Annotated in this window: 9 protein-coding genes and 1 pseudogene; 4 read left to right on the top strand and 6 right to left on the bottom strand. The window is 67.7% G+C overall.

Annotation, left to right across the window (positions count from 1 at the left end; all coding sequences use genetic code 11):
- Positions 1-64: 64 nt before the first annotated feature.
- Together KI385_RS33095 and KI385_RS33100 are read right to left on the bottom strand one after the other, a co-directional pair.
- Positions 65-1,339, bottom strand: a pseudogene (locus KI385_RS33095) (helicase-related protein); the annotation flags it as partial.
- A 176-nt stretch (positions 1,340-1,515) separates the two neighbouring features.
- Positions 1,516-2,091: an HAD domain-containing protein gene (locus KI385_RS33100; RefSeq protein WP_342593484.1), complete on the bottom strand. Its 576-nt coding sequence runs from the start codon at positions 2,089-2,091 to the stop codon at positions 1,516-1,518.
- A gap of 95 nt (positions 2,092-2,186) precedes the next feature.
- Here KI385_RS33100 and KI385_RS33105 point away from each other — a divergent pair, with 95 nt between their 5' ends.
- The 4 genes from KI385_RS33105 (at position 2,187) to KI385_RS33120 (ending at position 6,069) form a co-directional block, all read left to right on the top strand.
- Positions 2,187-2,954 carry a transposase gene (locus KI385_RS33105; RefSeq protein WP_238577962.1) on the top strand — a complete coding sequence of 256 codons (768 nt, stop codon included), beginning with the start codon at positions 2,187-2,189 and terminating at the stop codon, positions 2,952-2,954.
- Between the two features lie 78 nt (positions 2,955-3,032).
- Positions 3,033-3,992 carry an AAA domain-containing protein gene (locus KI385_RS33110; RefSeq protein ID WP_238575726.1) on the top strand — a complete coding sequence of 320 codons (960 nt, stop codon included), beginning with the start codon at positions 3,033-3,035 and terminating at the stop codon, positions 3,990-3,992.
- Positions 3,992-5,653 (top strand): AAA domain-containing protein, encoded by a 1,662-nt coding sequence (locus tag KI385_RS33115; RefSeq protein WP_342593485.1) that lies wholly within the window; start codon positions 3,992-3,994, stop codon positions 5,651-5,653. Before KI385_RS33110 ends, KI385_RS33115 begins: the two co-directional genes overlap by 1 nt.
- A gap of 44 nt (positions 5,654-5,697) precedes the next feature.
- Positions 5,698-6,069 carry a DUF5710 domain-containing protein gene (locus KI385_RS33120; RefSeq protein WP_238575728.1) on the top strand — a complete coding sequence of 124 codons (372 nt, stop codon included), beginning with the start codon at positions 5,698-5,700 and terminating at the stop codon, positions 6,067-6,069.
- Between the two features lie 1,356 nt (positions 6,070-7,425).
- On the opposite strand, the gene KI385_RS33125 is transcribed toward KI385_RS33120, so the two are convergent.
- The 4 genes from KI385_RS33125 to KI385_RS33140 are packed head-to-tail and all read right to left on the bottom strand — an operon-like array spanning position 7,426 to position 25,110.
- A complete protein-coding gene (locus KI385_RS33125) occupies positions 7,426-9,759 on the bottom strand; it encodes a UvrD-helicase domain-containing protein (protein ID WP_238575729.1) in 2,334 nt (777 codons plus the stop codon).
- A complete protein-coding gene (locus KI385_RS33130; protein ID WP_238575730.1) occupies positions 9,756-16,469 on the bottom strand; it encodes a DEAD/DEAH box helicase in 6,714 nt (2,237 codons plus the stop codon). The genes KI385_RS33125 and KI385_RS33130 overlap by 4 nt, the downstream gene beginning before the upstream one ends.
- Positions 16,466-21,937, bottom strand: coding sequence for an N-6 DNA methylase (locus KI385_RS33135; protein ID WP_238575731.1), 5,472 nt, complete (start codon positions 21,935-21,937; stop codon positions 16,466-16,468). The genes KI385_RS33130 and KI385_RS33135 overlap by 4 nt, the downstream gene beginning before the upstream one ends.
- Complete coding sequence (locus tag KI385_RS33140) at positions 21,934-25,110, bottom strand: DEAD/DEAH box helicase (protein WP_238575732.1); 3,177 nt, start codon at positions 25,108-25,110, stop codon at positions 21,934-21,936. The genes KI385_RS33135 and KI385_RS33140 overlap by 4 nt, the downstream gene beginning before the upstream one ends.
- Positions 25,111-25,133: the final 23 nt, after the last annotated feature.

Genomic DNA, 25,133 nt, shown 5'->3' on the forward strand with positions numbered 1-25,133 from the left:
CCGGCAGCTCTTCGAGGAACGTCGGCGACTACCGGCCTGGGTGCCGAAGCGGGACTTCTCTCATCGGCCGCTGCACGGGATCGGCGATCGACTGCAGCGTTGCCGCGAGTGTCGCATTCGCGCGGTAACCGGCCCAGGTCCACCAGCGCACGTCGCTGCCCTGCCGTGCCACCAGCATGCCACCCGTATGCACGATGTCAGGAGCTTCTTCCTCCCGCCACGCGGCGAGGCATACCTCAGCACGCCGTGTGAGCGACACGGAGGGCTCGGCTCCCAGGAGGATTTCTCGCATCGCGCGCGTGAGGGCGTGGGAGAGTCCGGCGAGCGACCCACTGGTCCACTTGGCGACGCCACCGCCGTCGGCCGGCTCGACGAAGGCCCGTTTGCGAGCCCAGTCGATGAACGTCACCTGCCAGCTGCGCCCGCCGAGGAGGAGACGACGAGGACCCGGACGTTCCTCCGTGAGTACGGAGGGGTCTATCTGCCCGATCTCGGTGCGCCCGGACAGGACCGTGAACTGCGGGGGCGCAGTGAAGGACGCCGTCAGCTCGATGAAGTGCCGACGACCGAAGCGTCGTTCGGCTTCGGGACCGATGAAGAGCGGGCCATCGTCCTCGTGGAGGAAACCCTGCGCTACCAGGTGGCGCACGACAGGTGCCGCCGAGCGGTCGAAGGGAGCCAGCCCGTTCCACTGTTGGTGCCACAGCTGGTCACCGATCCGCTGCTGCTGGAGGGTGGCGGCCAGGAGCTGTTGCGCCACCAGGTGGCGCGGCTCGGGCGGTGCGGTCACCGGCTCGACCCAGCCCCTTCCCCAGAGCAGGAGCATCGCCGCTGCCTGGAGGAGGCTGTCTTTGCGGGTCGCCAGGAACAGACAGTTGCGTGTGCTCCCTGGGCGCCGCCCCGTACGCCCGATGCGTTGCAGGAACGAGGCGACAGTGCTGGGAGAGTCGATCTGGATGACGCGGTCCAAGTCACCGACTTCGATGCCCAGTTCCAGGGTGGAAGTGGACACGATCACGCAGTCCCGAGCCTCGGCGAAAGCCTGCTCGGACCTGGCTCTCTCCTCCGCCGACAGCGATGCGTGCGACAGGAACACCGTCACCTCACGCTCGCGCAGCGCCGCCCCCAGCTGTTCGACCTGCCGCCGGGAATCACAGAAAACCAGCCGCTTCTCACCCCGGTGCAGCGCGGCGATGAGCTTGGCGGCATTGTCGAGGGAACCGACATAGTCCAGCTCCACCTCACCTGCCGGGCGCACGCCTTCCGGGGCCGCCCCGCCGTTCGACGACACATCTGGTGCGGGGGCCAGGTCCGGTGCGACGACCTGTGCCGTTCGCGCTTCCGGCCATGCTCACCAGCACGCTGGCTGGAAAGCCTCGCCCTGCTGTTCCCCTTGCTTACAGTCGCGCTACTCGGCGCAAGCATCACAGGGTGCCGTGGCTGCAGAACAACTAAGGGCTGTCCCGCAATGATCGTGCGGAACGGTGTTGCAGGCGGCTGCCGACTGGTCGTGGGTCAGCACAGGCCGGTCGCCCATGCCGTGAGCGCGGCGAAGTCGTCGCTGGTAAGGCCGCATCGGGGGTCGATCCGGTGCAGTAGAGCAGGACCGCTGTGATGCTCCTTCACCCAGGCGCGATCCGCCTCGGTGATCTCGTCATCGATCCAGGCGAACGCCTGGCCTTTCGCCCACGAGACGATCTCCGGCGTCTTCCAGAACACACCGCCTCCGGGCCCGGTCCGCGGCGAGGGCCAGGAAATGAAGGGTAGCTCGGGCAGTCCCAGGACCGGTGCGACGAAAGCGTTGGCTTCTTCCTCCCACGTCGTTGCCCACACCAGGTCGAAGGGAAGCGCGTCCAATGCCGGTCCGTGAGTCGGATTGAGCCACACCCGCAGTGGTTTCACCCGCTTGTTCGTCAGCCCCCACTCAGCCAGCCGGCGTCGCTCGGCGGCCTCCCAGCGGGGCGTCAGAAGCTGGTGTGTCTGGTAACCCTCGGGCCGCCGATGCGGCTTCGCGGCAAACGGATTGAGCGGTCCGTCCACATCCACGATCAACACTGGGCGCACCGGCCCACCCCCATCTCTGTCCTGCATCGCACCGTACCGGCCGATGGCGAGACCGCCCAGCAAAATCCTGGCAGGTGACGATCCTCGCGAGTCTGGCCTCCGGGCGGTGGGACGATCTTGATGTGACAGCAGTGATCACGGCGTCGGAGCTGTCTTGGATAGCCCCGTTTACAGGGCTGGACCCGCGCGCCTTCCGCAAGCTGATCACGATGCTGCGCCGCGAAGGAGCCGAGGTGCTGCGGCCGGGGCGCCCATGGTCGTTGCCGCTGGAGGACCGGGTGTTGCTCGTCGCCGCCTACTGGCGAACCAACCTGACACTGCGGCAGCTCGCCCCGCTGTTCGGCGTCTCGAAGTCCGCAGCCGACCGGATCGTTGCCCGCACCGGCCCACTGCTCGCACTCAAGCAGCGGCAGCGGTTCCGCAAGGACACGGTGCTCATCGTGGACGGCACCCTAGTTCCTACCCGTGACCACAGCATCGCTGAGAAGTCGAAGAACTACAGGTACTCCACCAATCACCAGGTCGTCATCGACGCCGACACCCGTCTGGTCGTCGCGATCGGACGGCCGGTGCCGGGCAACCGGAACGACTGCAAGGCATGGGCCGAGTCCGGAGCAAAGGCGGCTGTCGGGAAGACGACAACAATCGCCGATGGCGGTTACCCGGGCACCGGTCTCGTGATCCCGCATCGACGCTCCGCTGAAGGTGACCTTTGTGATTGGAAGAAGGAGCACAACCGCTCCCACAAGCGCGTCCGAGCACGGGTCGAGCACGTCTTCGCGCGAATGAAGACGTGGAAGATCCTGCGCGACTGCCGGCTCAAGGGTGACGGCGTCCACCACGCCATGCTCGGCATCGCCCGCCTGCACAACCTCCTCCAGGCCGCGTAGACGGACCGCCGCCCTGGCTGCCTGGCATGCCTCGGCATACCTGAGGATTGATTACGGGACACCCCTTAGGGGGCGGGAATGACCGAGGGGACGGCGCCGCCGTATCCGGTGGAGGAGTTGCTCGCGGCGGTGCGTCTGGAAATTGCCGCGGAGCTGCGCAGCGACGGCAAGGATGGCGCGAAGGTCTCCCTGTCCGCAGGGCGCAGGATCTCAGCCGCCGAGGACAGACATGAGTACCTGTTCGACTGCAGGAAATGGCTGGAGACGCTGGACGGCAAGCCCGCTCTGGTCCGTGCGTCCCGCTCCACCGGTGAGTGGGCCCAGGCCGAGGTGTCACGGATGCCCGACAACAAGGTACGGGTCGTCACCGCATCGGACCTCGGCGGAGCCCCTCCTCATGTCCAGATCCGGGAGGACGACGCCGCATCCTGGCGCGCCCTGGCGGAGCGGCTGGAGACGGTGGGACAGCCGAAACACCCGGTGCGCGTGGAGAGCGCGGGATGGACGCTCGGGCGAGGTACCCCGAGCCTCGGCAGTTCGGCGAATTCTGAGCAATGGGTGGCGAACTGGGCATCCCTCCGGCTCAATTCGCGTCAACGCCAGGCCATTGTGCAAGCACTCACCAGCGAGGTGCTGTTCCTCTGGGGGCCACCGGGGACGGGCAAGACCGACGTCGTGGGTCACATCATCGAAGGCAGCTACCGCCAGGGCCTCTCGGTGCTTTTCCTCGCGCCCACCAAGGTCGCTGTGGACCAGGCACTCGAACGAATCTGTGACCTGCTCGCGAAGGAAGAGGGTTTCGACGGCGGGCTCGTGCAGCGCGCCGGGGACATCACTGTGGCCTCGCTCCGTGAGAAGTACGGAGACCAGATCGACAGGGAGCGGATCGCGGCGCGACTGACGGCTCGCCTTGACGATTCCCTTGCGCCGCTCGCGGCTGCTCTGCGCACTGCGCACTGCGCGAGTGTGCATCGCCGTACACGACAAGGTGGAGGGGTTGCGCTCGGACCTCGCCTCAGCGCAGCAGAACCATGCTGATGCGGGAAGGGGCTCGGCCAGCACACGCCGAGGCGCAGAGCGCGGCACGCTCCTCCATATTTGTCCAAGAGGCAGTGATCGCGAAGATCGGGATGCCGAGCGGCATGTTCACCGCCCGGAAACAAGCCCAACTCGAGAGTGCGCAGGCGGCTGTTCGTCAGGCAAGGTTCCAGATCCAGCAGGCGGCCACGAACCTGGCTGCAGCCGACCGTGATCTGCGCAGAGCCACTGCCGAGATCACGCGACTCCGGGACGCGCTCTCGTCCGAGCTGCCGAAACTCACCGGACTGCCCGGCCGCCACGCCCTTGCCACTCAGGCCGAGCACCTTCAGCAGCAGATCAGCGCGCTGGAGGAGCAGCGCCGGCAGATCGAGGAGACCGTCCGTTCGAAGTGCCGAGTGCTCGGTGCGACGGTCGCCAAGGCCGTGCAGTCCCGGAAGCTGCTCGACGGCGTCGATGTCGTCGTTATCGACGAAGCAGGAATGGTCGATCTGCCATCTGCTTGGTACGCGGCCGGTCTGGCCGGTAAGCGGCTCGTGGTGGCGGGCGATTTCCGGCAACTGCCCGCCGTCACGAAGGGGGACGGTGATCGCAAGGCGACCCCGGCGGAGCACGACCACGCCCGTCAGTGGACTGCGCAGGACGTGTTCCACACGGCAGGGCTGGTCACTGCCGGCGGGTCCGTGGCCCGCAACGCCCGGCTTGTGGCGCTGGACACGCAGTACCGCATGCGCAGTGCTATCTGCGATCTTGTGAACACCGTCGCCTATCCTGATGCGCCGCTGAGGACCGGCCGTGGAGACGAGTCCCGTATCCCCTTCAACGCTCTGGCCGATGCGCCGGTGATCCTCGTCGACACCTCACATCAACGTATCTCCGGCCGGGATCACCTCACGAACACCGTGCACGAGGTTGCCGTACATGAACTGGTCCGCGGTCTGCAGTACGAAGGTGTGCTGCCCGGCTGGAAGTGGGAGGAGGCGTCTGCGGGGGAGCGTGCCACCGACCGCCTCGCCGTGATTGCTCCGTACCGGGCACAGGTGAAAGCGTTGAAGGGCAGCCTCGCTTACCGCTTCGGTGAACAGTTCGAGGGACTGGTGGACACGGTGCACCGCTTCCAGGGAAGCCAGCGCCCCATCGTCATCCTCGACACCACAGCCGGTGCCGGAGCGAAGCCGGGGTTCTTCTTTCAGGGCACCGGATTGTCCTCACACACCTGCCGCTTGCTCAACGTTGCTCTCAGCCGTGCCCAGGACCACCTCGTCGTCGTGGCCGATGTTGAGCATCTACGGGAGCACCTGCCCGCAGGGAGCGAAGCGAGCCGCATGCTGGACCACCTTGAGGCGTACGCCCAATGCATATCCGTCGACCAGCTCATCCCCGTCCGCGAAGCTGCCCAGCTCTCCTCGCTCACGGACGAGGAACTGTCGCGGCCGGCCTTCTTCCCGGCCGACGAAGTGGCCAGAGCGGTGGAGTGGGACATCGACCGCGCCACCCGGAGCATCGAGATCTACTGCCCGTTTCTCGATCCGCGGCCCGTACGCACCTGGTCGGCGCAGCTTGCCAAGCGGACAGCCGACGGCGTCAACGTCATCGTCCGCACACGTGCCCCGGAGGAGCAGACCACAGACGCGGCGGTCGAACGGTCCAAGGGTTGGTAGAAGAGCTGCGGGCGGGCGGCTGCCGGATTGAGTTCCGTGAGCGCATGCACGAGAAGGTCCTCGTCCTCGACGGCTCAGTGCTCTGGCACGGATCTCTCAATCTGCTGGCCAACTTGGGTCCGACTGATCTGATGATGCGGCTCACCGACCCCGCCGCGTGTGAGCGTGTCGGCCGTGTGATCGAGCGGGCACGTAAAGAGCGGGCGGCGTGGAACCCGAGGACTCCGCGGGCTTCGGCCCGCGGAGTCGCAGCTCAAGCGGGAGCAAGACTGTACTTGCACGTCCCGTACGCCGAGAAGGACGAGGCGAAGCGGTTGCTCGGTGCACGCTGGGACAAAGAACGACGCCAGTGGTATGTGGATTCCGATCGCGTCAGTCGCGAACAGGCGGCACGATGGCTGCCGCCTTCCTCCTGAATCAACGGCGGGTATCGGCTGAGCGCTGGCCCCGAGGTGGCGGTGAGTATGGCTGGCGCGTTCGGTGCGCATCCGCTTCCTTCGTGTCGCTTTCTCAAGCTGGTCCCTGCTTGCTCAGCGGGGCCAGGACCTCAGGCCCTGGCCCCGTCAATGCCCCTTCGCATAGGTGACTGACGGGTTCCCCATGTGACCGTCGAGGAGGCAGCAGCTCGGTTGATATGAATCAGGGTTGGTCGGGCGTGACGCTCCAGGCACCCGCGGCGCCGGTCATAGGGTCAAGAAAACCCTTCTGAACTGCAAGCTTTCCCGGCTACATCTCGGCCGACATGATTCCTATGACGCATCATGTGGAGTGCGTGGTGGTGCTGGAGAAGGCGAACAAGGGCGCCTGACCTGCGGTTTTGTGGCGTCCCTGGTCCGCTTCACCTGTTTCCGTCCGTACAACAGCTGAAACGCGGGGCTGGTCGGCCATACGCGCCTGACCTGCGGATTCATCGGGGATCGACGACGGTGGCACAAGCCGTGGCTGCACCTTCGTCATGTTCTTGACGCTCGCATGACGCTGGTTCTGAAGGCCCATCACATTGGGCGGGTGGGGTTCGACGTGGCCAAGTGGCTCAGCTAATAGGGGCCCGTGGTTGCCTGGTATCCGGCGCCAATCAGCGGGATTGGCTCCATCGGGGTCGACGTGATTCGGTCCAGTTGTCGTCCGTGTGGATCGCGAGGTCTATGCGCCTACGGCGAGGTTGAAGGCGAGCCCCGAACGCGATGCATCTTTCGCTCGACGGGAGTGCTGGTCGCTGCCGCATCCTCGGACTGCGCCATGGTCCGATGGTCCTCGACCCGTAACAACCCGGCTATCTGGAAGGGGAGAAGACCTGGTTGCCGAGCCGAAGGGGCGGCCTCCGGCGAGAACTGGAGTCACAGGGAAGTGCCGCTCCCTTCCACGTCCTGGAGGCAGTTGAGCCGACATCCACCGGCTCGATCGGGAGGCAGTGGTGTTCACCACGAACACGATCACCATGGGAAGGGCCGGACGACGACTCGACAACCGGAACTGGCGTCGCACTACCCACCGCACTCGATGCGCCACACCTGCGCCTCGTGGCTCGTCCAGAAGGGAGTCTCGCTCTCCGAGGTCCAGCACCTCTCGGCCACGAGAATTTCCACACCATTCAGCGCTATGCACACCTGTAACCGGGTGCCCACAAGGCTGTCCTCGACACATGGAAGCGCCTTGACGCTCGGCTCGTCATCGCCACACAAGTGCCCCCTCCGCCCTGTCCCTCAAAGACAGGGCGGAGGAATGAGACCGGGTGCGCTATGCGACCCCCTTCTCTGGCGAATCGATCCGGACTACAGGGGCAGGAATGGGCTGGGCTTGCCGTGCCAGGAAAATCGCAGCGTGTCGCGGGCTCGCGTCGCGGCGACAAAGAGCTGATTGCGGCTCTTCTTGAGTTCGCGTTCGTAGCGCTTGGGGTCGGTCGTCGCGTATTTTTCGATGAGGGCGGTGCGTGGAAGGACGCCGTCGCTCGCGCCGACGACCGCAAGCTTCTGGTATTCGAGGCCCTTGAAGCGGTGCATCGTGCCGATGTGGACCTCTCCGCCCCCCTGCGGGCCGTCCTTGGTGAGGGTCGCCGTGGTGATGCCGTGTTTCATCTCCAGGTCGGTGGCGACACGGCCGGCCATCTCTCCGTCGGTGACGCATACGGCCATGGTGCCGCTCGGGTCGCGAACGGTGCCGTCCTCGGCGGGCTGGGCGATGTCCTCGCGCCACTGCTTGAGGGCCTCGGCGAGCCGAGTGATCTCGTCGGTCCAGTCGGCACAGGCGACGTACTCCGGCGCCGGGCCATGCAGCAGGGAGTGGTAGCCGTCGAGGGTGTCGGTGCCGTCGTCGAGGTCGTCATAGGTGGCCCCGCGGACGACCCTGGCGGCCTGGTCGAGGATCTCCTGTGTGGTGCGATAGCTGAGCGTCAGCTTTGAGGACCTCCCGCGGATGTTGACGCCGACGGTGGAGAGGGTGACCTGCCGGTCGTAGATCCGCTGGTGGGTGTCACTGGCGATGAACAGGTCGTCCGGGCCGGACGCGACCATGGCGCGCAGCATCTTCCAGTGGGCGGGACTGAGGTCCTGGGCCTCGTCGACGACGATATGGCGGTAGCGGTGGCGCAGGTAGCGCATCGCGGAGCTGTTGTCGTCGAGGTGGGCCAGGTCGCCGCCGCCGATCTCGGCCTTGTGTCCGGCCCGATGATGGATCTTGCGCGCGCGCTCCATCTCGTAGCGCGCCGCGCGTTCGGCGGCCTGCGCCCAGGTCTCACGGCCCATGCCCCCCAGGCGCAGGGTGAACTGGTCGAGCAGTTTCCAGACGGCGGCGCGTTCGGGGCGGTTGAGGGCACGGCCCATACCGGCACGGCGGGCCTTGAAGTAGTCCTGGCGGGTGGCGAGGGACTGTCCGAGGACGATCTGCTCCCATTCGTCGAAGAGGAACTCGGCGTCCCAGCGCTGCTCGTCGTGCTCGAAGAGGACCTCGCGCAGCACGTCCAGTGCCCGGTCGTCGGTGATCAGGCCGCGCTGCGCGCCGGGTGCGGTGTTCTCGTTCAGGACGTTCTGGGCGAGCTGGTCGATGTGCTTGATGTCGATGCGGCCGAGCAGCGCCGGATCCATGAGCGAGGTGAGCCGGGAGCGCAGGTCGGCGGTGAGGTTCTTGGTGTACGTGGTCAGCAGGATCGGCTTGCCGTGACCGGGCGGTAGGGCGGCGGCGAGGCGGGCGACGCGGTGCAGGGCGACGATGGTCTTGCCGGTGCCGGGGCCGCCGCTGACCCGGGCGGGGCCGCTGTAGTTCCGTTCGACGGTCTTGCGCTGGGTGGGGTGGAGGTAGACCTTCCAGGCGCGGAAGTCGCCCTCGGCCAGGACGTTGCGGATGTCGTCGTCGACTGTGGTGACCGTGGTACGTGTGAGGGCCGCCGCCATGTCGTCCTCGAAGCCCGGTTCGAGTTCGGCGGAGGCGGGCTGGGTGATCTCGCGCTCGACCTCGTCGACGGACATGCCGGAGCCGAGGCCGGTGAGGACCTCGGCGGTCAGCCGCGGGGCGCCGGCGATGAGCTGGTCGAGTTCCTCTTCGGTCGTGACCGTGAGGACGACGTCGATCAGGGCATCGGCGACACCGAGACGGCGCAGGTCCTCGGGGGCGCAGCCGGTGAGGAATGGTTCGGCGGGTGCGGCCGGTTGCTCCGTCACGACGGGCGCGGGCGTGGGTTCGGCCGGTACGGTCTGCTCGTCCGGGGCCGGTGCGTCGTGATCGTCCGTGGCCGGAGTGAGCTGGAGTCCCGCGCGCTGAAGGACACTCTGTCCGACGACGCCGAGGTCGACGAACTCGATCTCGCCGGTCACCCGGTTGACGGCGATGCTGAGCTGGTCGTAGACGTCCTTGCGGTGGCGGACGGCGACGATCAGCCACTGCTGGATGCCATCGGCGCCGACACCCGCCCGGGCGAGGAGCGCCCGGTACGAACGGTCGATCTTGGCGCGGAAGATCCGGCCGTCGCCCTTGAGAGGCTTGAGGTCGAGGCTGGGGTGATCCGGGTCGAGACGGAACTGGTGGCAGAAGTCGTAGAACTTCGTCTTGACCGACGAGTCCATCTTGTAGAGCTCGTTCTCGGCCTTCTGGTAGAGGCTCAGGCGTGCGGTCATCGTGCGGCACTCTGTTCTTCGGAGTCGGGACGGGCGGTGGCGTCGGGGAGCATGGTCAGCAGAGCGTCGAGGCCGGTGAGCCAGTCGTCGGCCGAGCGGATGGTGTACCCGGCGTCGCGGTAGGCGCTCCAGGTTTTGTCGCTCTCCTCGTTCGCCTGGTCGTGCGGTTCGGCCATGACGGCGATTCGCTGTTCGCCGTGGTCCCAGGCGAAGTCGGCGAGCCAGCCGCGTTCGCCGAGCTCGTAGCCGTAGGCGGGGGCCTTCTTGCCGCCGTCGGCCAGGATGTGGGCGAGGCGGGTGAGGGGGGCGTCGGGTTCGTCCTCGTCGAGGTATTCGAGGATCTCCCGGTCCCACAGCAGATCCCGGACCGCCGCTTCGAGAGGAGTCTCGGCAGACGTCTCCGCGGGCTCGGGTCGCGTCGCGGTTACGCCGGTGCCGTACCGCACGACGAGGGATTCGAGTTCGCCGAGGCCGCCGAAGGCCTTGAGGAGCGCGGTGTCGAAGCGGTTCGCGGTGGTGGTCGTCAGTTGGACACCGTCGCCGCCGTCGTGGGCGAGGAACTGAAGAATGTTGGACCACTGGAGCCAGGAGCGCCAGCGCGCCTTGTGCTCGGGCGTGCCGAGCTGGTCGGGTGCGGTGTCGTCGAGGCAGGTCAGGGCGGACCAGCGGCCGGTGGCCCCGTCGACGAGGAAGGCGACGGGCAGATGGGACTCGTCGCATGTCTGGAACAGGTTGAGCGTGCCAGTGCCCTGGACGGGCGCCGTGTCCATGCCGTCGGTGCGGCCCCAGGCGTCGAGGAGACGGTCGAGCGTCTGGCGGGTCTGCTCGGGGGCGCCGTTGCCGACGAGGATCTCCTTGCCGGTCCCGAGGAGTCCGCCGACCACCGCCGATGCCCGTCGTCCCCAGGCCGCGTCGTCCGGACTGCGCAGGTACGCGAGGAGCATGGTCATGGGGTCGGTGAAGGCGGTGTCGGTGAGATCGTCGCTACCGTGTTCGGCGTGGAGCCGCTTGGCGACGTCCTGGGCGCTGCGCGGATACGGCGGCCACACCGGCTCGGATGCCTCCCGCCCCGCGGAGGACTCCGCCGTGTTCGTCTGCCGCTCGAAGGCGTCGAGGTCGTCCCAGGTGAGCTGGAAGACGACGCGGCCCTCGGCCCGGAGCCGGTTGCGCTTGTCGGCGTCACCAGCGAGCCGGTTGTGACGGCGGGTGGCGTGGAAGCGGTGTCCGTCGAGGTAGACGGTGATCTTCCGCTTGGGGCCGTCGATGCGCTCGAAGGTGAAGTCGGTACGGGTGAAACCCTCGTTGCGCTGAGCGGTCAGTCGCCAGCCGTGCACGGTGCCGAACTCGTCGAGCCGCAGATAGGCGCTGTTGTCGCCGCTCTCCTCCAACACGGCGTCGGCGCGCTGTCCGACCCACCCGCGCAGGGTCTTGAGGAAGCGTGCCTCCAGGTCGGACTCGACCTGTCCGTCAAGACCGATCTGGTCGGTGTTACCGACCGCCTTGGTGTCCCAGGCGTCGGTGTCGGTACCCAGGAGTTCGTCGAGGATCTCCAGGGCGGCCTGGCGGGAGACGCGCTCGATGTGCTGTTCGTCGGCGTACAGGTACAGACAGCGGTGGCAGGCCTGTCGGCCCTCCCCGTTGCAGGGGCACCCCACGAGCAGCCGGCGCGCACCCTCCAGCACCTGCCGGAAGTTCAGGGGGTCGGTCAGGCGGTCGAGGTAGCCGGTGCCGTGCGGGAGGCGGTCGTACAGGACCAGGAAGTGCCGTTTCTCCGCGGTGTCGCGGTCCGGCATGGTGGCGAGGGTGGTGGCGAGGTGGTGTGGGTCGCCGCCGAAGGCGCCGTCCACGCCCAGGCGCAGCGCTGCCTGGAAGGAGTGGACCTTCTCTTCGACGAGGACGGTCGCGGCGGGCAGCAGGACCCGCAGTGCTTCGGTCTCCAATTCGTGGGCGAGCAGGACTGGTTCCTGATCCACACCCTTCTTGCCACGCCGTAGTGGGCACCAGGGGGTGTGGTGCTTGAGTTCGCGCTGGCGGTTGGCGGAGTTGTCGACGGCGTCCTGGTCGTCGTCAAAGACGGGCCGGCCGTCGGCGCTCGCGGCTCCGCACGCGGTGCACACGTGGAAAGGGGCGATGCGTACAGGCTTCCCGGCGAGCTGGTCGTTGTCCTGGGCGCCGATGCTCAGCGGACCGGCGTTCACGCGGCGGATGACGGCGCGGCGGGTGTAGTCGACGCCGAAGATCTCCTTGGTGTGGCGCCAGGACTTGCCCACCGCGAAGTCCTTGGGGTCGATGTCCACCATGTCGATGACCGTGTAGAAGCGCCGGTCGCGGTCGTCGCTCTCGTCGCCGATCCTGGCATCCTCCCGCTTGTCGCGGGCCGTGACGACACTGGGCTGGACGATCTGCCGCAGACTGCCGGAGTCGGCGATCCCCGCATCCCCGCACCGCGGGCAGGGCGTGACGTCCGTCTCGGCGTTCTCGGTGCGGACGTAACCGCACGAGGGGCAGAAGCGCCATTGGCGCCAGTCCTGGTCCCGGCCGGTGACGATGTCGATGCCGGTGATCCGGTGCTTGTAGCCCTCGGCGTAGAAGGTGTTGCCGGGAGCGAGTTCGGACAGGGCGAAGCCGCGTGGCCGCCCGTAGGAGAACGACTTCGACGTGTAACGGACCCGCCCCTCGGGCGTGGTGCCCTCCGGCCAGAAGACTGTGGCGTCGAGGGTGGTCGTGGCGTCGATGAGGGCGTAGTTGGGCAGTAGGCCGAGGTCGCACAGCACGGTCTGGGCGGGCCGGCGCTGGCGCGTGGCGCCCTGCTTGGAGACGGCGCCCAGTTCGGCCTCCAGCTCGGCCTTCGTACGGGCCTGTTCGTCGTCGCCTTCCTTGAGCTCGTCGATCGCGGAGCGGATCGTATGGATACGGGTGCGCAGCTTCTGGTTCTCCCGCTCCCACTCTCGCTCGGCCTTCTCGATGGCGCTGCGGATGCCGCGGACCGCGTACTTCGTCAGCTCTTCCCGGGCGGCGTCGCTCACGCCGGTGGGGAAGAGCGCGAGGAAGCCCGCAACGAGTTCCTCGCCGTGGGCGAGGGCGGCGTCGGTGAGGTCGGCGAGGTAGCCGGAGGGGCCGAAGAGTTCGTCGACCCTGCGCGACAGGGCGGCCAGCGGCCTGCCGTCCTCGCGCAGCAGCCGGCCGCGCGCCGCGAGGTCGAGGAGGTGCGCGGTGTACTGGCGGCGCAGAATCTCGATGGCCGACAGATACGAGCCCGGCGGCACGATCCGCCCGTCGATCATGTCCCGTGGCCGGTCGAGGAAGTACAGGTCACGGCGGGAGCGGTCGGGGATGGTCAGCAGGAAGGCGTTTCCGGTACGGCGCCCGGCCCGCCCCGCCTGCTGGGCATAGTTGGCAGGCCGGCGCGGCAGGGCACCGAGGACGACGGCGGACAGTTCGCCGATGTCGATGCCCATCTCCAGCGTGGGCGTGCAGGACAGCACATTGGGGTCGTTGAACCCCTTGCCACTGCGGAAGGCGGCCTCGACGCGTTCGCGCTTGCCGCGCGAGAGCAGACCGGTGTGCTCGGCGGTGATGACCTGGTAGGTGCCGGCTCGCCGGTACAGGCTTCGGTAGTAGTCGTCGCGGTAGTCGCGGTCCCGGTCGTGCCGGTCCACGGACTCCAGCCACCGGTCACCCGCGATCAGGCGTCCGGTCGTGCAGCGGTACGCCTGGCAGGGCTGCCCGTGATACTGAGCCAGTAGTGAGGGGTGGACGGTCTGCTCCCAGAAGCACTTAGGGCAGCGCACATACGACTCATTGACCTGGCCGTCAGTCAGCAACTGAATCTGAACGGCCCCCGGTTGGAGACCGTAGAGCCGGGCGGCCGTGTCGCCCGGGGTGCGGGCCGAGAGCAGACCGGCGTCCGTGAGTCGGGGCAGCAGCCGCACCCAGAACTCGTCGGCCTGCTCGCGGGTCATGTCGAGGCAGCGTTGCGCCCAGGTCTGGTACCAGGACAGACGCCCTGCGGCGAAGTCGAACTCGCTTCCCTGCTTGGGCCGCGCGAGCAGGAACGTCGGCGCGGAGACGCCCTTCGGGAAAGCCTTCATGCCGCGCGGGCGGCCACCCCAGATGAAGTAACGGCTGGTGCCCGCCTCGTCGAGGAATTTCTCCTGCCACCGGTGCCCGACCGCGCCCCGCATACGCAGCCGCTCCAACAGCCCGCGCAAGAACGCGAGATAGCGTCCGTCGTCGTGTGCGGTGAGTGCCAGCCCGTGATCGGTGGATTCCTCGTGGGCGGCACGTGTGATTGCCACGGCCACCCGTATGTCGGGGATGTCCACCCAGGCGGCCGCGGTACGGGTCAGTTCGAGGGTACGGCCGTTGCGCGAGCGGTGGCCGAACTCCATGACGGCCTCGAACGCGAACCGTTCACCGATCAGGTCCCACGTCTTCCTGTCCCCGCCCCGCCCCGCGCCAGACAGCAGACGCGCCACGCCCGTGTCGTCGTGCAGGTCCGGCGGGACGACGGCGGCCAGCGTCTCACGGTCGGTGGTGGCCGCGACGACGTCGGCGACGAGGTCGTTGAGCGCACTGGGCCGCTGCTCGCTCAGGTGCTTGGTGAACAGCGCCCGCAGGGAGAAGGTGTACGAGCGGGATGCGACGAACCCGGCCCGGTGGGCGGCATCCTGCACCGAGTCGTTGAACATCAGCGTCTTCGTCTCACGCTGCTCCTTGTCCATCTCCCCGCCGGTGAACAGCTGGGTGACGGACGCGGCGGCGAGCGCGGCGGCGCCCGTACCGACGAAGCGGATTGCGTTGTGCGTACCGCACGCCGGGCACCAGTCGTCCTTGGCGGCTCGTTCCGCGGTGTCGCCGAGCTGGACGAGGACGAAGGCGGAGTCGGGACCGGCGGGCGCCGGGTTGCCCTCGTCGTCGTAGTCGGCCTGGGGGGCGGGCAGCCGCAGGCGCTGGGACAGGCCGTCGAGCACCATGAGTACGCCAGCACCGCCGGTGGTCAGCGACTTCTGCGCGGCCCGGTCCATGGCGGCACGGCCGCTGCCCTCACGGGCCTCGTTGTCGGTGGCCGCCACCAGGGTGCGCACCTTCGCCTTGTCGGCGGTGACGGTGGCCCGACGGATCTTGTGGGGCTCGAAGTTCAGCTCCTCCAGGTCCGACTCGGGGGCGAGGACCGACCAGCCGGAGCGCCCGCACTCGCGGCAGTACACCGCGGGTAGGAAGATCTTGGTGTCGCGGGAGGTGGTGGTGTTCGGTGTCGTACGCGACTGGCTCTGTGCCCCGGTTGTGTCCCACGCGAACTCGGCCTTGGGCCACGGCAGTACGCCACGAAGCATCCGCGTCACGGACCGCGCCCACTGGTGCACCTCGATCTGGACGAGCGGACGGCTCATCCCGGCCGGCGCCTCCGGTGCCCGCGCCACGGCCAGCAGGGCGACGAAGCGGGTGAGTGCCACCGCGGCGATCTGCGGCCGTGTCGTTATCGCCTCGTCCCAGCTCCTCGCCCCACTGCGACGCATCACGTCGAGCACTTCGTCGTATGTGCGCACCGTGCCGCCGAAGGCGTTCAGAACCGCGTACGTGAGTCGGTTGCGCTTGAGCGCGGCACCGAGGACGACCGGATCGGTGGTACGACTTCCGGTGACGGCCTCGGCTAGGTCCGCGAGCGCCTCGGGGCCGGCGGCCGGGTCGGGTAAGGCGGTCAGTGTCTCGGGGGGAGTGGCCTGGCCGGGGAGGAATCTCGCGTCAGGGATCGACTCGTCATTGCCGAGCATGAACTCGTCGACCGTCAGCCGGTCTTCGCCGACGATCGCGTCCTCGGTGAACTCGGCGCCGAAGACGTTGGTGGCCACGGAGAGGAGTTGACGAACTCCGTCCTCATCGGTGCCGGAGGCGAGGGTCGCGGAGGTGGCGACGGGGGTGATCGTGCCAAGCGGCTTGCCGGGTTGGTTGGCGTCTACGGCGATGGCGAGGCGGCGTAGCAGCATGGCCACGTCGGTGCCTTGCGCGCCGTCGTACGTGTGGAACTCGTCGACGACGACGTATCGGATGTCGCTGCCGTCCCACAGCGGTGCGTCGGCGGCACGCTGCAGGAGCAGGTCGAGCATCTTGTAGTTGGTGATCAGGATGTCCGGCGGGGACAGCTGCATGTCCTGGCGGCGGGTGTAGACCCGCTCGTAGTGCGTCGCCGCCTTCTCTCCGATGTACAGGCCGGCGCGTACGCCGCTTAACTCGTCGTAGTCAGTAAGTAGTTGGTTGATACGGGCCGCCTGGTCGGTGGCCAGGGCGTTCATCGGGTAGAGGAAGACTGCCTTGACCGCGTTGTTCCCGGCCGCGCGTTCGCGGGCGCAGTGATCGAGTACGGGGTAGAGGAACGACTCGGTCTTGCCGGAGCCGGTGCCTGTGGTGACGAGGGTGGGCTGGGGTGCGTGGCCGTCCTTGGAGGTGAGACGAGCGAAGGCGCGGGCCTGGTGAGCGTACGGCGTCCAGCCGTCAGTACGTACCCAGTCCAGGTGCTGCTGCCAGCCGTCGTTGGCCGGGGTGAAGGGGGTACGCAGGCGGAGGTACGGTCCGCGGAACATGCCCGTCGTCTCGTCCCCGAGGAAGGTGTGCAGGGCCTTTCGGGCACCCTCGTCCGCAAGACCGTACGTCGTGGACAGGTACTGGAGCAGGCTCTCCTTGAGTCCCTGTGCTTCGAGGGTCGGCCTCACGGGGTCGGCACCTCCATCTTCTCCGGGTCCCAGAGACCCTTGCTCACGGCTTCATCGAGGCGCTTCTGGAAGTAGGCGTGGGCCTCGCGCATTTCGCGTTCGCGGTTGGCTTTGTAGAAGGGGGCGGTGTAGCCGTGGGGAGGTGTGGCGTTGGGGCCGGCGGGGAGCACACCTTCGGAAGACGGCTCACCGACCGCTTCGCGGTAGGCCTCGAACTGAGTCCAGGTCTCCTTGGTCTGACGCTGACCGATGGTTCGGGCATTGCTCGCCAGCTTCCACCCCTCGGCGTCGAACCAACTTGCCGCCTCATACTTCTGGAGCACGGGGAATCGTCCCTTGTATGCGGCGATCAGGGCATCCGCATCCATGCCGAGCCAGACGGCGACCAAAGCGTCGATCTCGACGAGTGCGGCGCGACGGGCGTACTCGGTACGGAGGGGGGTGTCGCGCTGCCAAGTCGGGGTCACGGCGTGGAGTTCCGTGTTCATCACTGGCCAGCTGAGGGCCCAGGGTTCGTACGCCGACCAGGTGGGGTCGTAGAGGTCCTGCCAGAGATCGGCGTAGGCGGTGGTGAGGCAGTTCAGGCGGAGGGTACGGAGGAGGAGGGCGGGGGCGAGGGGGTGAGCCGGTGCTGGTGCAGGAAGGGCACCAGCGCGACCCACGTCGAGATGGCCCGTGCCTGTGATGCGTAGGAGGTAGTCGATCGGCACGGAGGACCACAGTCCCGAAGCGAGTACAGACAGGTGGTTGTTACGCAAGGCTGTGCTGCGAACCACGTTGGTGTGAGCGGTACCCGGGGGGACCACGGCGGGGTAGAGACTCCGCTCCGTGTTAGGAGCGATCATTTCTCGCCAAGCCACCCGATAGAACGCGGTATACCGTCTCTGCGCCCGTCCAACGAGTAGCGCATCAACCTTTTCCGGATCGGCATCCTGGGGAGCATTCCCCGTCGTCTCGGCCACCTGAGCCCGCGCACGGGCCACCGCCTTGTCGTCCTCGCGAAGGCGTTCGAGCGCCTGGTGGTCGATCCAGCGATCCTGAACCTTGAGGTACTCCTGCGCACGGCCTGGCACCCTCACGTACTCCGTGTCCGGGACGAAGTCCGAAGGCAGCGAGACCAGGTCGGCGCCGAAGGGCGCGTTGGAGTTGGCGTCATGCCGCTTGAAAACCGGTGTGGCGACGCTGATTTGCGTTCCCTTGAGGATCACGTGGCGCCACCGGTCGGGTTCGTACGGCTCGCCCGTCTTCGGGTCCGGCCGGTTGTAGTCGATCAGGCGATCCTTCTTGGCTCCGCTCTCGTGGTAGCCGGGCGTGATCTGCGGCTTGAAAGCTGAGAGACGCAGTGGATAGTTCGCCAGGGCCTCAATAGCGGTCGCCTCGGCCGTGCTCACGGGAAACAGCAGACGTGCCTCGTCCACCGGACCCGTGTCCCCGAACAGCCGCTTCCAGACCGTGAGCAGCTCCCTGTTGACGTGCACCACGCGCGTCCTGTGCGGGCGCTCGTCGAACTCCCCGTTCTGGTAGCGGATTCCCGGGGCCTCTCCCGAACCGTCATGGTTCGCCGACAAGCGCAGGGCGTCGGCCGAGACCAGCCAGGAGAGGTGGCTGAAGTCGATGTCCTGAGGGCGACCGTAGACATGCACGCCGAAGTGCGTGGCGTCGCCCACGGGGCGAGGGAAGAAGCGCTGACCGGAGTTCACGAAGTCTCCGTGGATCCGCAACCGCCGATACGCCGCACCCCGCAGCGCACCCTCCCTGTCCCCGGTGAAGTGTGTGTCCGAGTGCAGGAATCCGGTCGTCCCCCGCACAGACGCGTGGTCCCACACCTGGCACATGAAGGCGCGGTACAGATCGGGCTGGGTTCCTTCCAACAACGGATACACCTGTGGCGCTCCGTAGAACGCGACCTGTCCGACGTTGTCCGTGATCTCGCCCACCACATAGGTGGCCGCAGCCGGCGTCTTCAGCAGGTCATCCCGGCGCTCCGCCTTCACCGACGTGGAGACCCGCTCCTCCAGCTCGAACCACGGTTCGCGCTCCGCCAGCACCAGGGACTCGTTCCAGCGCGGCCGCACCCATGGCGGATTCCCCACCTGAAGGTCGAAGCCCCCCGCCTCACTGGCGAACACGCCCGCGAAGTCCAACTCCCAGTGCAGGAAGCCCTGCTCCTTCGCGATGTCGCGCACGACACGCATCCACGGATAACGGCTCTCGACCGCCTTTCGGGCATCGTCCATGTCCATCTCAGGCTGAGTCTGGATCAGGTCCTCGAGGTCTTTCAGCTCCTCGAGAGATTCGACAGACGACACGATGGTGCCCTGCTTCACGTCCTTGGTGCCGAGCATGGACTCGAGGAAGTCGAGCCAGTCATCGAGGTCGGCCATCGGCACGATGTCGCGGCGTTGGGTCGGCCCCCCGCGCTTCTTCGCCCCGGCCTCAGCCACTCGCTTCTTCCTGATCTCCTGCTTCTCGACAAGGTCGCCGTCGCCTGAATCGTCACCAAAGGACATCTGGTCACCCTCGAGGGCGAACAGCAGCCCGTTCTCGACGAAACGCGGTTCGGGTTCGGGCTCCGCCTGTGACGTCGCCCCGACCTCGCCGACGACTCCTGCCGACAGCAGAGCGTCCACCGACACGACCGGCGCAGTCTCGTACTCCGCGTCCGTGCCATCCAACAGCCCGACCTTGTCGAGCGGCCAGAACCACAGCGCGCACCACGCGTCCATGACCTGCTTGAGGCGCCAGTACGGCGAACCTTCCGCCTCGAACAGGTCCTTGAAGACCCGTTCCTTGGTCTGCGGCAGATCGTTGTCCCCAGCGCTCTCCTTGTCACGGCGCAGGAACGCGTACTCCTCTGCGTCCTCCTCCCGGCCCGTGCCCCACACGTCGATGGTTCGGGCGATCTCGCGCTCGCTCAGTTCCATGCGTTTGGCGACGAGCTGCCACAGGAACTCAACTCGTCTGGCCGCGGCCTGAAGTCGGGCCAGCTGGCTGCTCTTGCCGCCCACCGTCTTGGGTTTGGCCTTGATGCTGTTCTTCCATGCCTTCAGGTGCTCGACATGCGGCCCGGCAAGCTGCTCGGCAAGCTTCTTGGCGTCACCGCTCGCCCCCGCGACCGCACCCCAGCCGGGCGTCGGAAGCAGGAACTGGTGCACGGCGCCGTCCGGCAGCGGCTGCTCCGCGCCGTTCCCCTTCTCCCGGAATGGCAGCTTCGTCGGCGTCTGTGCGCCGATAGCCCGCTCCTTCTTGATGCGCTCGGCCTCGTACACCCAACGGCGCGCCCCTATAAGGGAGTTGCCGTGTCGCAGATGTAGCCCGAACCACGGTGCCCGCATGCCGGGGTGCATGGTGTTGAGCCACAGGGACACCTCCGCCAGCTCCACGCCCGTCGGGTTGAGGTCGATCCCGTACGCGTTGTGCAGCGCGATGTACGCCTTCACCTTCTGCTTGGCGTCGAGCGATTTTGACGTATCCAGTGTGACGCCGAGTTCTGCCTGGCGGCGCTTGAGGTACTCCTCCGCGACCTGGTTGATCGCTTCGTTGAGGAACGCGCCAGACCCCAGGGCCGGTTCACAGATCGTGTAGCGCAGCAGCTCGCTCGCCCGCGTCTCGTCGGTGATGCGGTGCTTGAGCGCCAGCTCGACCGTCACCTTGGTGAGCGACTGCGGCGTGTAGTACGACGCTGACGTCTCCCTGTCCCGCCCCGCCAGGCGGTACACGAACGTACCCTCGGGGTACTTCTTCGGGCCGCGCAGGCCGTACTGTTCGGCGTCCTGAGCCGAGTACACGACGTGCGTGTTCTCCCTGTACTGACTTAGCCGGTCGGCGGGGATGAGCCAGGAGCCCTTCTCGGGGTCGCCGTACTGCTTGTCGCCCTGTCTCGCGCCAGGTTTGGCGACCTCGGCGAGTTCTTCATCGGCGATGATGCCGGTGTACGAAATAAGCCCCTCGTACACGGCGCCGAGCTGGTTGATGCTGAGATTGCGATACGAGATGAAGCCGCCCTGGCGGCCCTTCTGACCGGCCTCCTTCATGGTCAGCAGGCGCAGCACCTGGTGCAACGCCTCGTTGCGCAGCCGCAGGTCCAGCCAGCGAGGCGGCTCGTCCCCGTCCTCGTCCCACCGGGGGTCGAGGACGCGGCCGCCGATGAGGGTGATTGACCTCGGGTCGAACAGCTCGCTGCGCAGCGGCTCGAATCGCAGGCCGCGCAGTTCACTGCGTTCCTCGGCGGGCTTGTCGTCGTCCGCCTCGGTGCCGTGCGGGCGGTGGCCGTAGTTGACCTTGTTGAAGAGGACGTCGAGGGAGGCGTAGAGGTGGAAGCCGCCTCGGCTGTCCTCGTCGACCAGCTTTCGCTCGCGTGCCACCAGTTCGCGGAGCCGGGCGATCGAGTATCCGGCCTCGTACGTGGAGTCGTCGGCGGGCAGGATGCCCAGCTCGGGGCGGGCCTCGGCGTACAGGAGGAAGAGGATGCGGTAGAGGTAGCGCAGGGATTCGCGGGTGAGCTGCTTGGCGAACGGGCCCTTCTTCAGGTCCTCGATCTCCCGTGGCTCGACCTCCGCCTTGCGTAACCGGGCGAGCACCTCGTTCGCGATGATCTCGACGGAGTGCTGGAGCCCCTTGCGCAGCTCTGAGTTGACGCCGACGGCGTTGTCACGGGAGGCATTCAGCAGGTCGTCGATGCGGCGGCCCTTGCCGTCGGGGCGGGGCGCGAGCATGTCGTGGGAGAAGAGGGCGGCGAGGAGGGCGAGTTCGCCGGCCTTCGCGGTGTCGTTGCGGGTGAGGGCCGCGTCCAGACTTGCGGCGAGATAGCGGCCCTCGGCCCAGGCGTTGCGGTCGCCTAGGACGAGCACGCCACCGCAGAGCAGTAGGACGAAGCGGGGTGCGTCGCCGCCGGGCTCGTGCAGTTCGCTCTGGAAGAGCCAGCCCGCCAGCTTCTCGCCGACTTCGAGGAGGCTGTCTGCGGTTTTGTGGGGGTGGAGGAGCCGTCCGGCCTTGTCGGGGTCGAGAGCGTCGTCGAGTTTGGCGGTCCAGCCGCAGTCGACGGCGAGGATGCCGTCACCGTGCCAGGCGACCTGGAGTGCGTACTCCCTGCCCGCGTTGTGCACGGTGATCGGACCGGGCCGGTCTCCGCTGTAGCCGAGAGCCTTGAGGACGGTGGTGTGCCAGGTGGTGACGCGCTCGGTCCACTCGCCCGTCGGGTCGTCGTAGGTGCTGCCGAACTCTTCCTGCTGGGCGCGGGAGGCCAGGAAGGGGCGCACGGTGGACAGGTACTCACCGCGGAGCCGGGGCAGGAGTTCACGCGGGGTGGGCTGCGGGTCGTGCGGGTCGGTTTCGCGGCTGGTCCACAGTGTGAACAAGCCCGCGTCGCCGGCCTTGCTCCTCTTGAGGGTGTTCTCCAGCTCCTCGCTGAAGTAGTGGGCGGAGAGGTACTCGCCGCGGTTGGCGAAGGAGTCGTAGGTGTAGCTCATCGTGCGGACTCCTCGGCGTGCGCGGCGGACACGGTGGTGGTGTGTAGGGGTTCGAGGACGCCGAGGACCCGCAGCATCGGGTCGCCGTCGGTCCGCAGGCGGCGTACGAGGTCGCGGCGGCGGGCGGCGGTGTCGTACACCTGCTTGCGGCGTTGCTGCTGATTGCCCACGGCGATCAGGGCGCCCTGCTCCCAGACCTGTACCTGGTCCTCGTACGGGGCCAGGTAGGAGTCGACTTGCTTGTCGTAGTCGGCACGGCGCTCGCGCAGGTGGGTCTCGGCCGCGTCGACGGCCGCTGGGACGAGTGCCTGGAGGAGGTCGGGGTCGACGGGCCGGCCGCGGCCGGGCATGCCGGGGCCCACACCGCAGGCGGCGAGGAACGCCGAGTCCATGCGCCATACGCGAGGGGCGGCCTCGGTGAGACCGGTGACGGCCATCCACTCCACGACCGTCGGCTTCCCCGCCGCGTTGGAGTAGACGCCTTGGAGGAGGTAGACGGGGCTGGTCAGGGCCTCGGGCAGGGCGGCATCGATCCGTTTGGCCTTGTCGGTGTCGGGCTGGTGGGCTAGGACGAACGCCTCGTCATACCGGAGCTTGGCGAGGACCTTGTCCGTCACCCAGTCGAGCACGGGGTGGATGTCGGAGACGTAGGAGACATTGGGCCACTGGGAGGTGGGCTGGTCGCCCTTGCCCTGCTTGGCGTTGCGGGCGGCGTCCAGGCGGTCGGCGGCGTACCGCTTGTCGAAGGTGATGCGCAGTGTGCCGTCGTACTTGGGGGTGGTGAGGATCTTCTCCTGCTCCAGGTACGACTTCGGAAGCTCCCGGAAGCGGTACTGCAGGTCGCCGGGCGGAGTGAACTCGATGCGCCCGTGGGCCGTTTCGGGCTTCCAGTCGAGAGCCTCGCGGTCGGCCTGCGGGTAGATGAGGTCCATCGCGGCGTGGAAGTACGCCTTGGTGTCGGCGAACACGTGGGGCACGTCGGCTTCTGGCACCGAAGCCGTGCCGAGGGCGGCCGGAGCGGCTGTGGGGTCGGCGAGCCGGGCGTTCGCGCCGGCGAGGAGGTCGGCGAGGATCCCGCCGGACTCCTGCTGGGACTGCTTGATGGAGCGTTCGACGGTGCCGCCCTTGATGAGGTCACGGGTGAGGCGATCCTCTTCCTTCTTGTCGTCGTAGAGGCCGGTGACGGCCTCGGCGCTGCCCTCGCCGGTCTCGATCTCGTGCGCCTGGGCCTCGCGGCGCAGCAGGCGGGCGCCGACGAGCCGGTCGTCGAGCGTGAGCGCCTCACCGCTCTCCTCGTCGTGCCGCCAGGGGACGTCGGCGGTGAGGGTGATCGCACGGAACTCGGGGCTCACCGCCTGGCCGTAGCGGTCGATGCGTCCGTTGCGCTGCTCGATGCGGATGAGGGACCAGGGCAGGTCATAGTGGACGAGGTCGTGGCACTGGTGGTGCAGGTTGACGCCCTCGGAGGCGAGGTCGCCGGTGAAGAGCAGCCGCACCGGCTCCTCGGCCCGACCGAAGCGGTCGATGATCTCCCGCTGCTGTTGGTCGTTGGTGGTGTCGCCGTGCATGACCTCGATGACACCGCCGTACGCCTGCCAGGGGCGCGTCTTGTCGGCCTTGGCCGCCGGTTTCTTCTTGAAGCCGAGCAGGGCCGGGACCTCCTGGGCCAGCCAGTCCAAGGTGTGGACCCGCTCGGAGAAGATCACGACGCGGCGCTCGCAGCCCGGGCCGACCTTGAGGTCGTTCTTCAATGTGCGGACGAGCGCGTCGAGCTTGGAGGAGTCCTGATCGGTGAAATCCGCGACCAGTGCCTCCAGTTCCGCGAGGGCTGTGCCCTCTGCCGTCAGGGCGGCGCGGCGCTCGGGAGAGTCCGCCTTCTTGCCGTCCTTGCCTTGCACCATGGCGCTCCTGGGGTTGTCCAGGTAGGCGCGGCGGGCGGTGAGGGATTTGCGCAGGGCGACGTGGGAGGAGAGGAACGCCTTCAGGAAGTTGTAGCCGACCAGCGGATCGGCACACACCGATGAACGGTTCGGCTCCCCGGGCGTCCACTCGCTCGCGAGCTTCTCCAGGACGGCGACCTCCTTGCGCGTCGCCGGAGCCGGCACCGGCAGGGACTCGCCCCGTTCGGCCCAGGGCTTGTCCTTGAGGCCGTCGCGCACCTCGCGGTCGGACTTGGTGCGCCGGATGTAGAGGTGGTCGAGGGCGGCCACCTTGTAGTTCTTGGGGTCGGCGATCGCCGCCGGATCGAGCATCCCGATCAGCTCGGCGAAGGACTCCGCGTCGCCGTTGTGCGGAGTGGCAGAGGCCAGGATCAGCGCGTCGGTCTGCTCGGCGAGGCGGCGGGCGAGGCGGTTGTTGCGGGTGCCCTTGTTCACGAGGTTGTGCGACTCGTCGATGACCACCGCGTCCCAGGTGATCTTCTCCAGGTGGTGGGCGTACGTCGCCGACTTGAGGGTGTCGACGGAGACGATGACCCGCTTGAAGTGGGCGAACGGGTTCCGGCCCGCCGGGATCTCCTGCTGGATGCGCTGGATACCGGTGGAGTCCAGGCGCACCAGCGGCAGGGCGAAGCGGGTCCACAACTCGCGCTGGAACTGCTCCAACACATGGGCGGGCGTGACCACGAGAATGCGCTCGCCGCGCCCGCGCCGGATCAGCTCCGAGAGCGTGACGCCGATCTCCAGCGTCTTACCCAGACCGACGACGTCGGCTATCAGCAGCCGGGGCTGCGGGTTGCGCATGGACAGCGCCAGCTCGGCGGGGCGCAGCTGATGCTCCTGCCGGTCCATGAGGAAGGAGTCGGCGAGCGCGATGCCGTGCTCGGTCTGCGGCAGCGCGGTCTTGCGGATGACCGCCTCCAGGTACAGGCGGGCCTTGGCGTGCTTGGAGGTGTCGTCGGGCACGAGCCGGGTCTTGCGCGGATCGAGTACGTCGATCTGGTCGAGGCCGGAGTAGAACACCGCGTCCGTGCCACGGACGAACGCGGAAACCCCGCTGACCTCGACCATGAGTCCGTCGCGCGACTCCGAGACGGACTTCACGAGCCACTGCTCGTCGCGGATGCGCACCTGGGCGCCGGGGGCTAAGACCGGCTTCGCGCCGGTCGGGTACTGCGGATGTGCCGGATCGGCGTCGCGCGGCTCAGGGACCTCTGGCTGCATCGCCGTGGTCACGTGGTGCTCCTCTGTGAACGGTC

Source organism: Streptomyces inhibens, assembly GCF_022221585.1.
Taxonomy (GTDB): Bacteria; Actinomycetota; Actinomycetes; order Streptomycetales; family Streptomycetaceae; genus Streptomyces; species Streptomyces inhibens.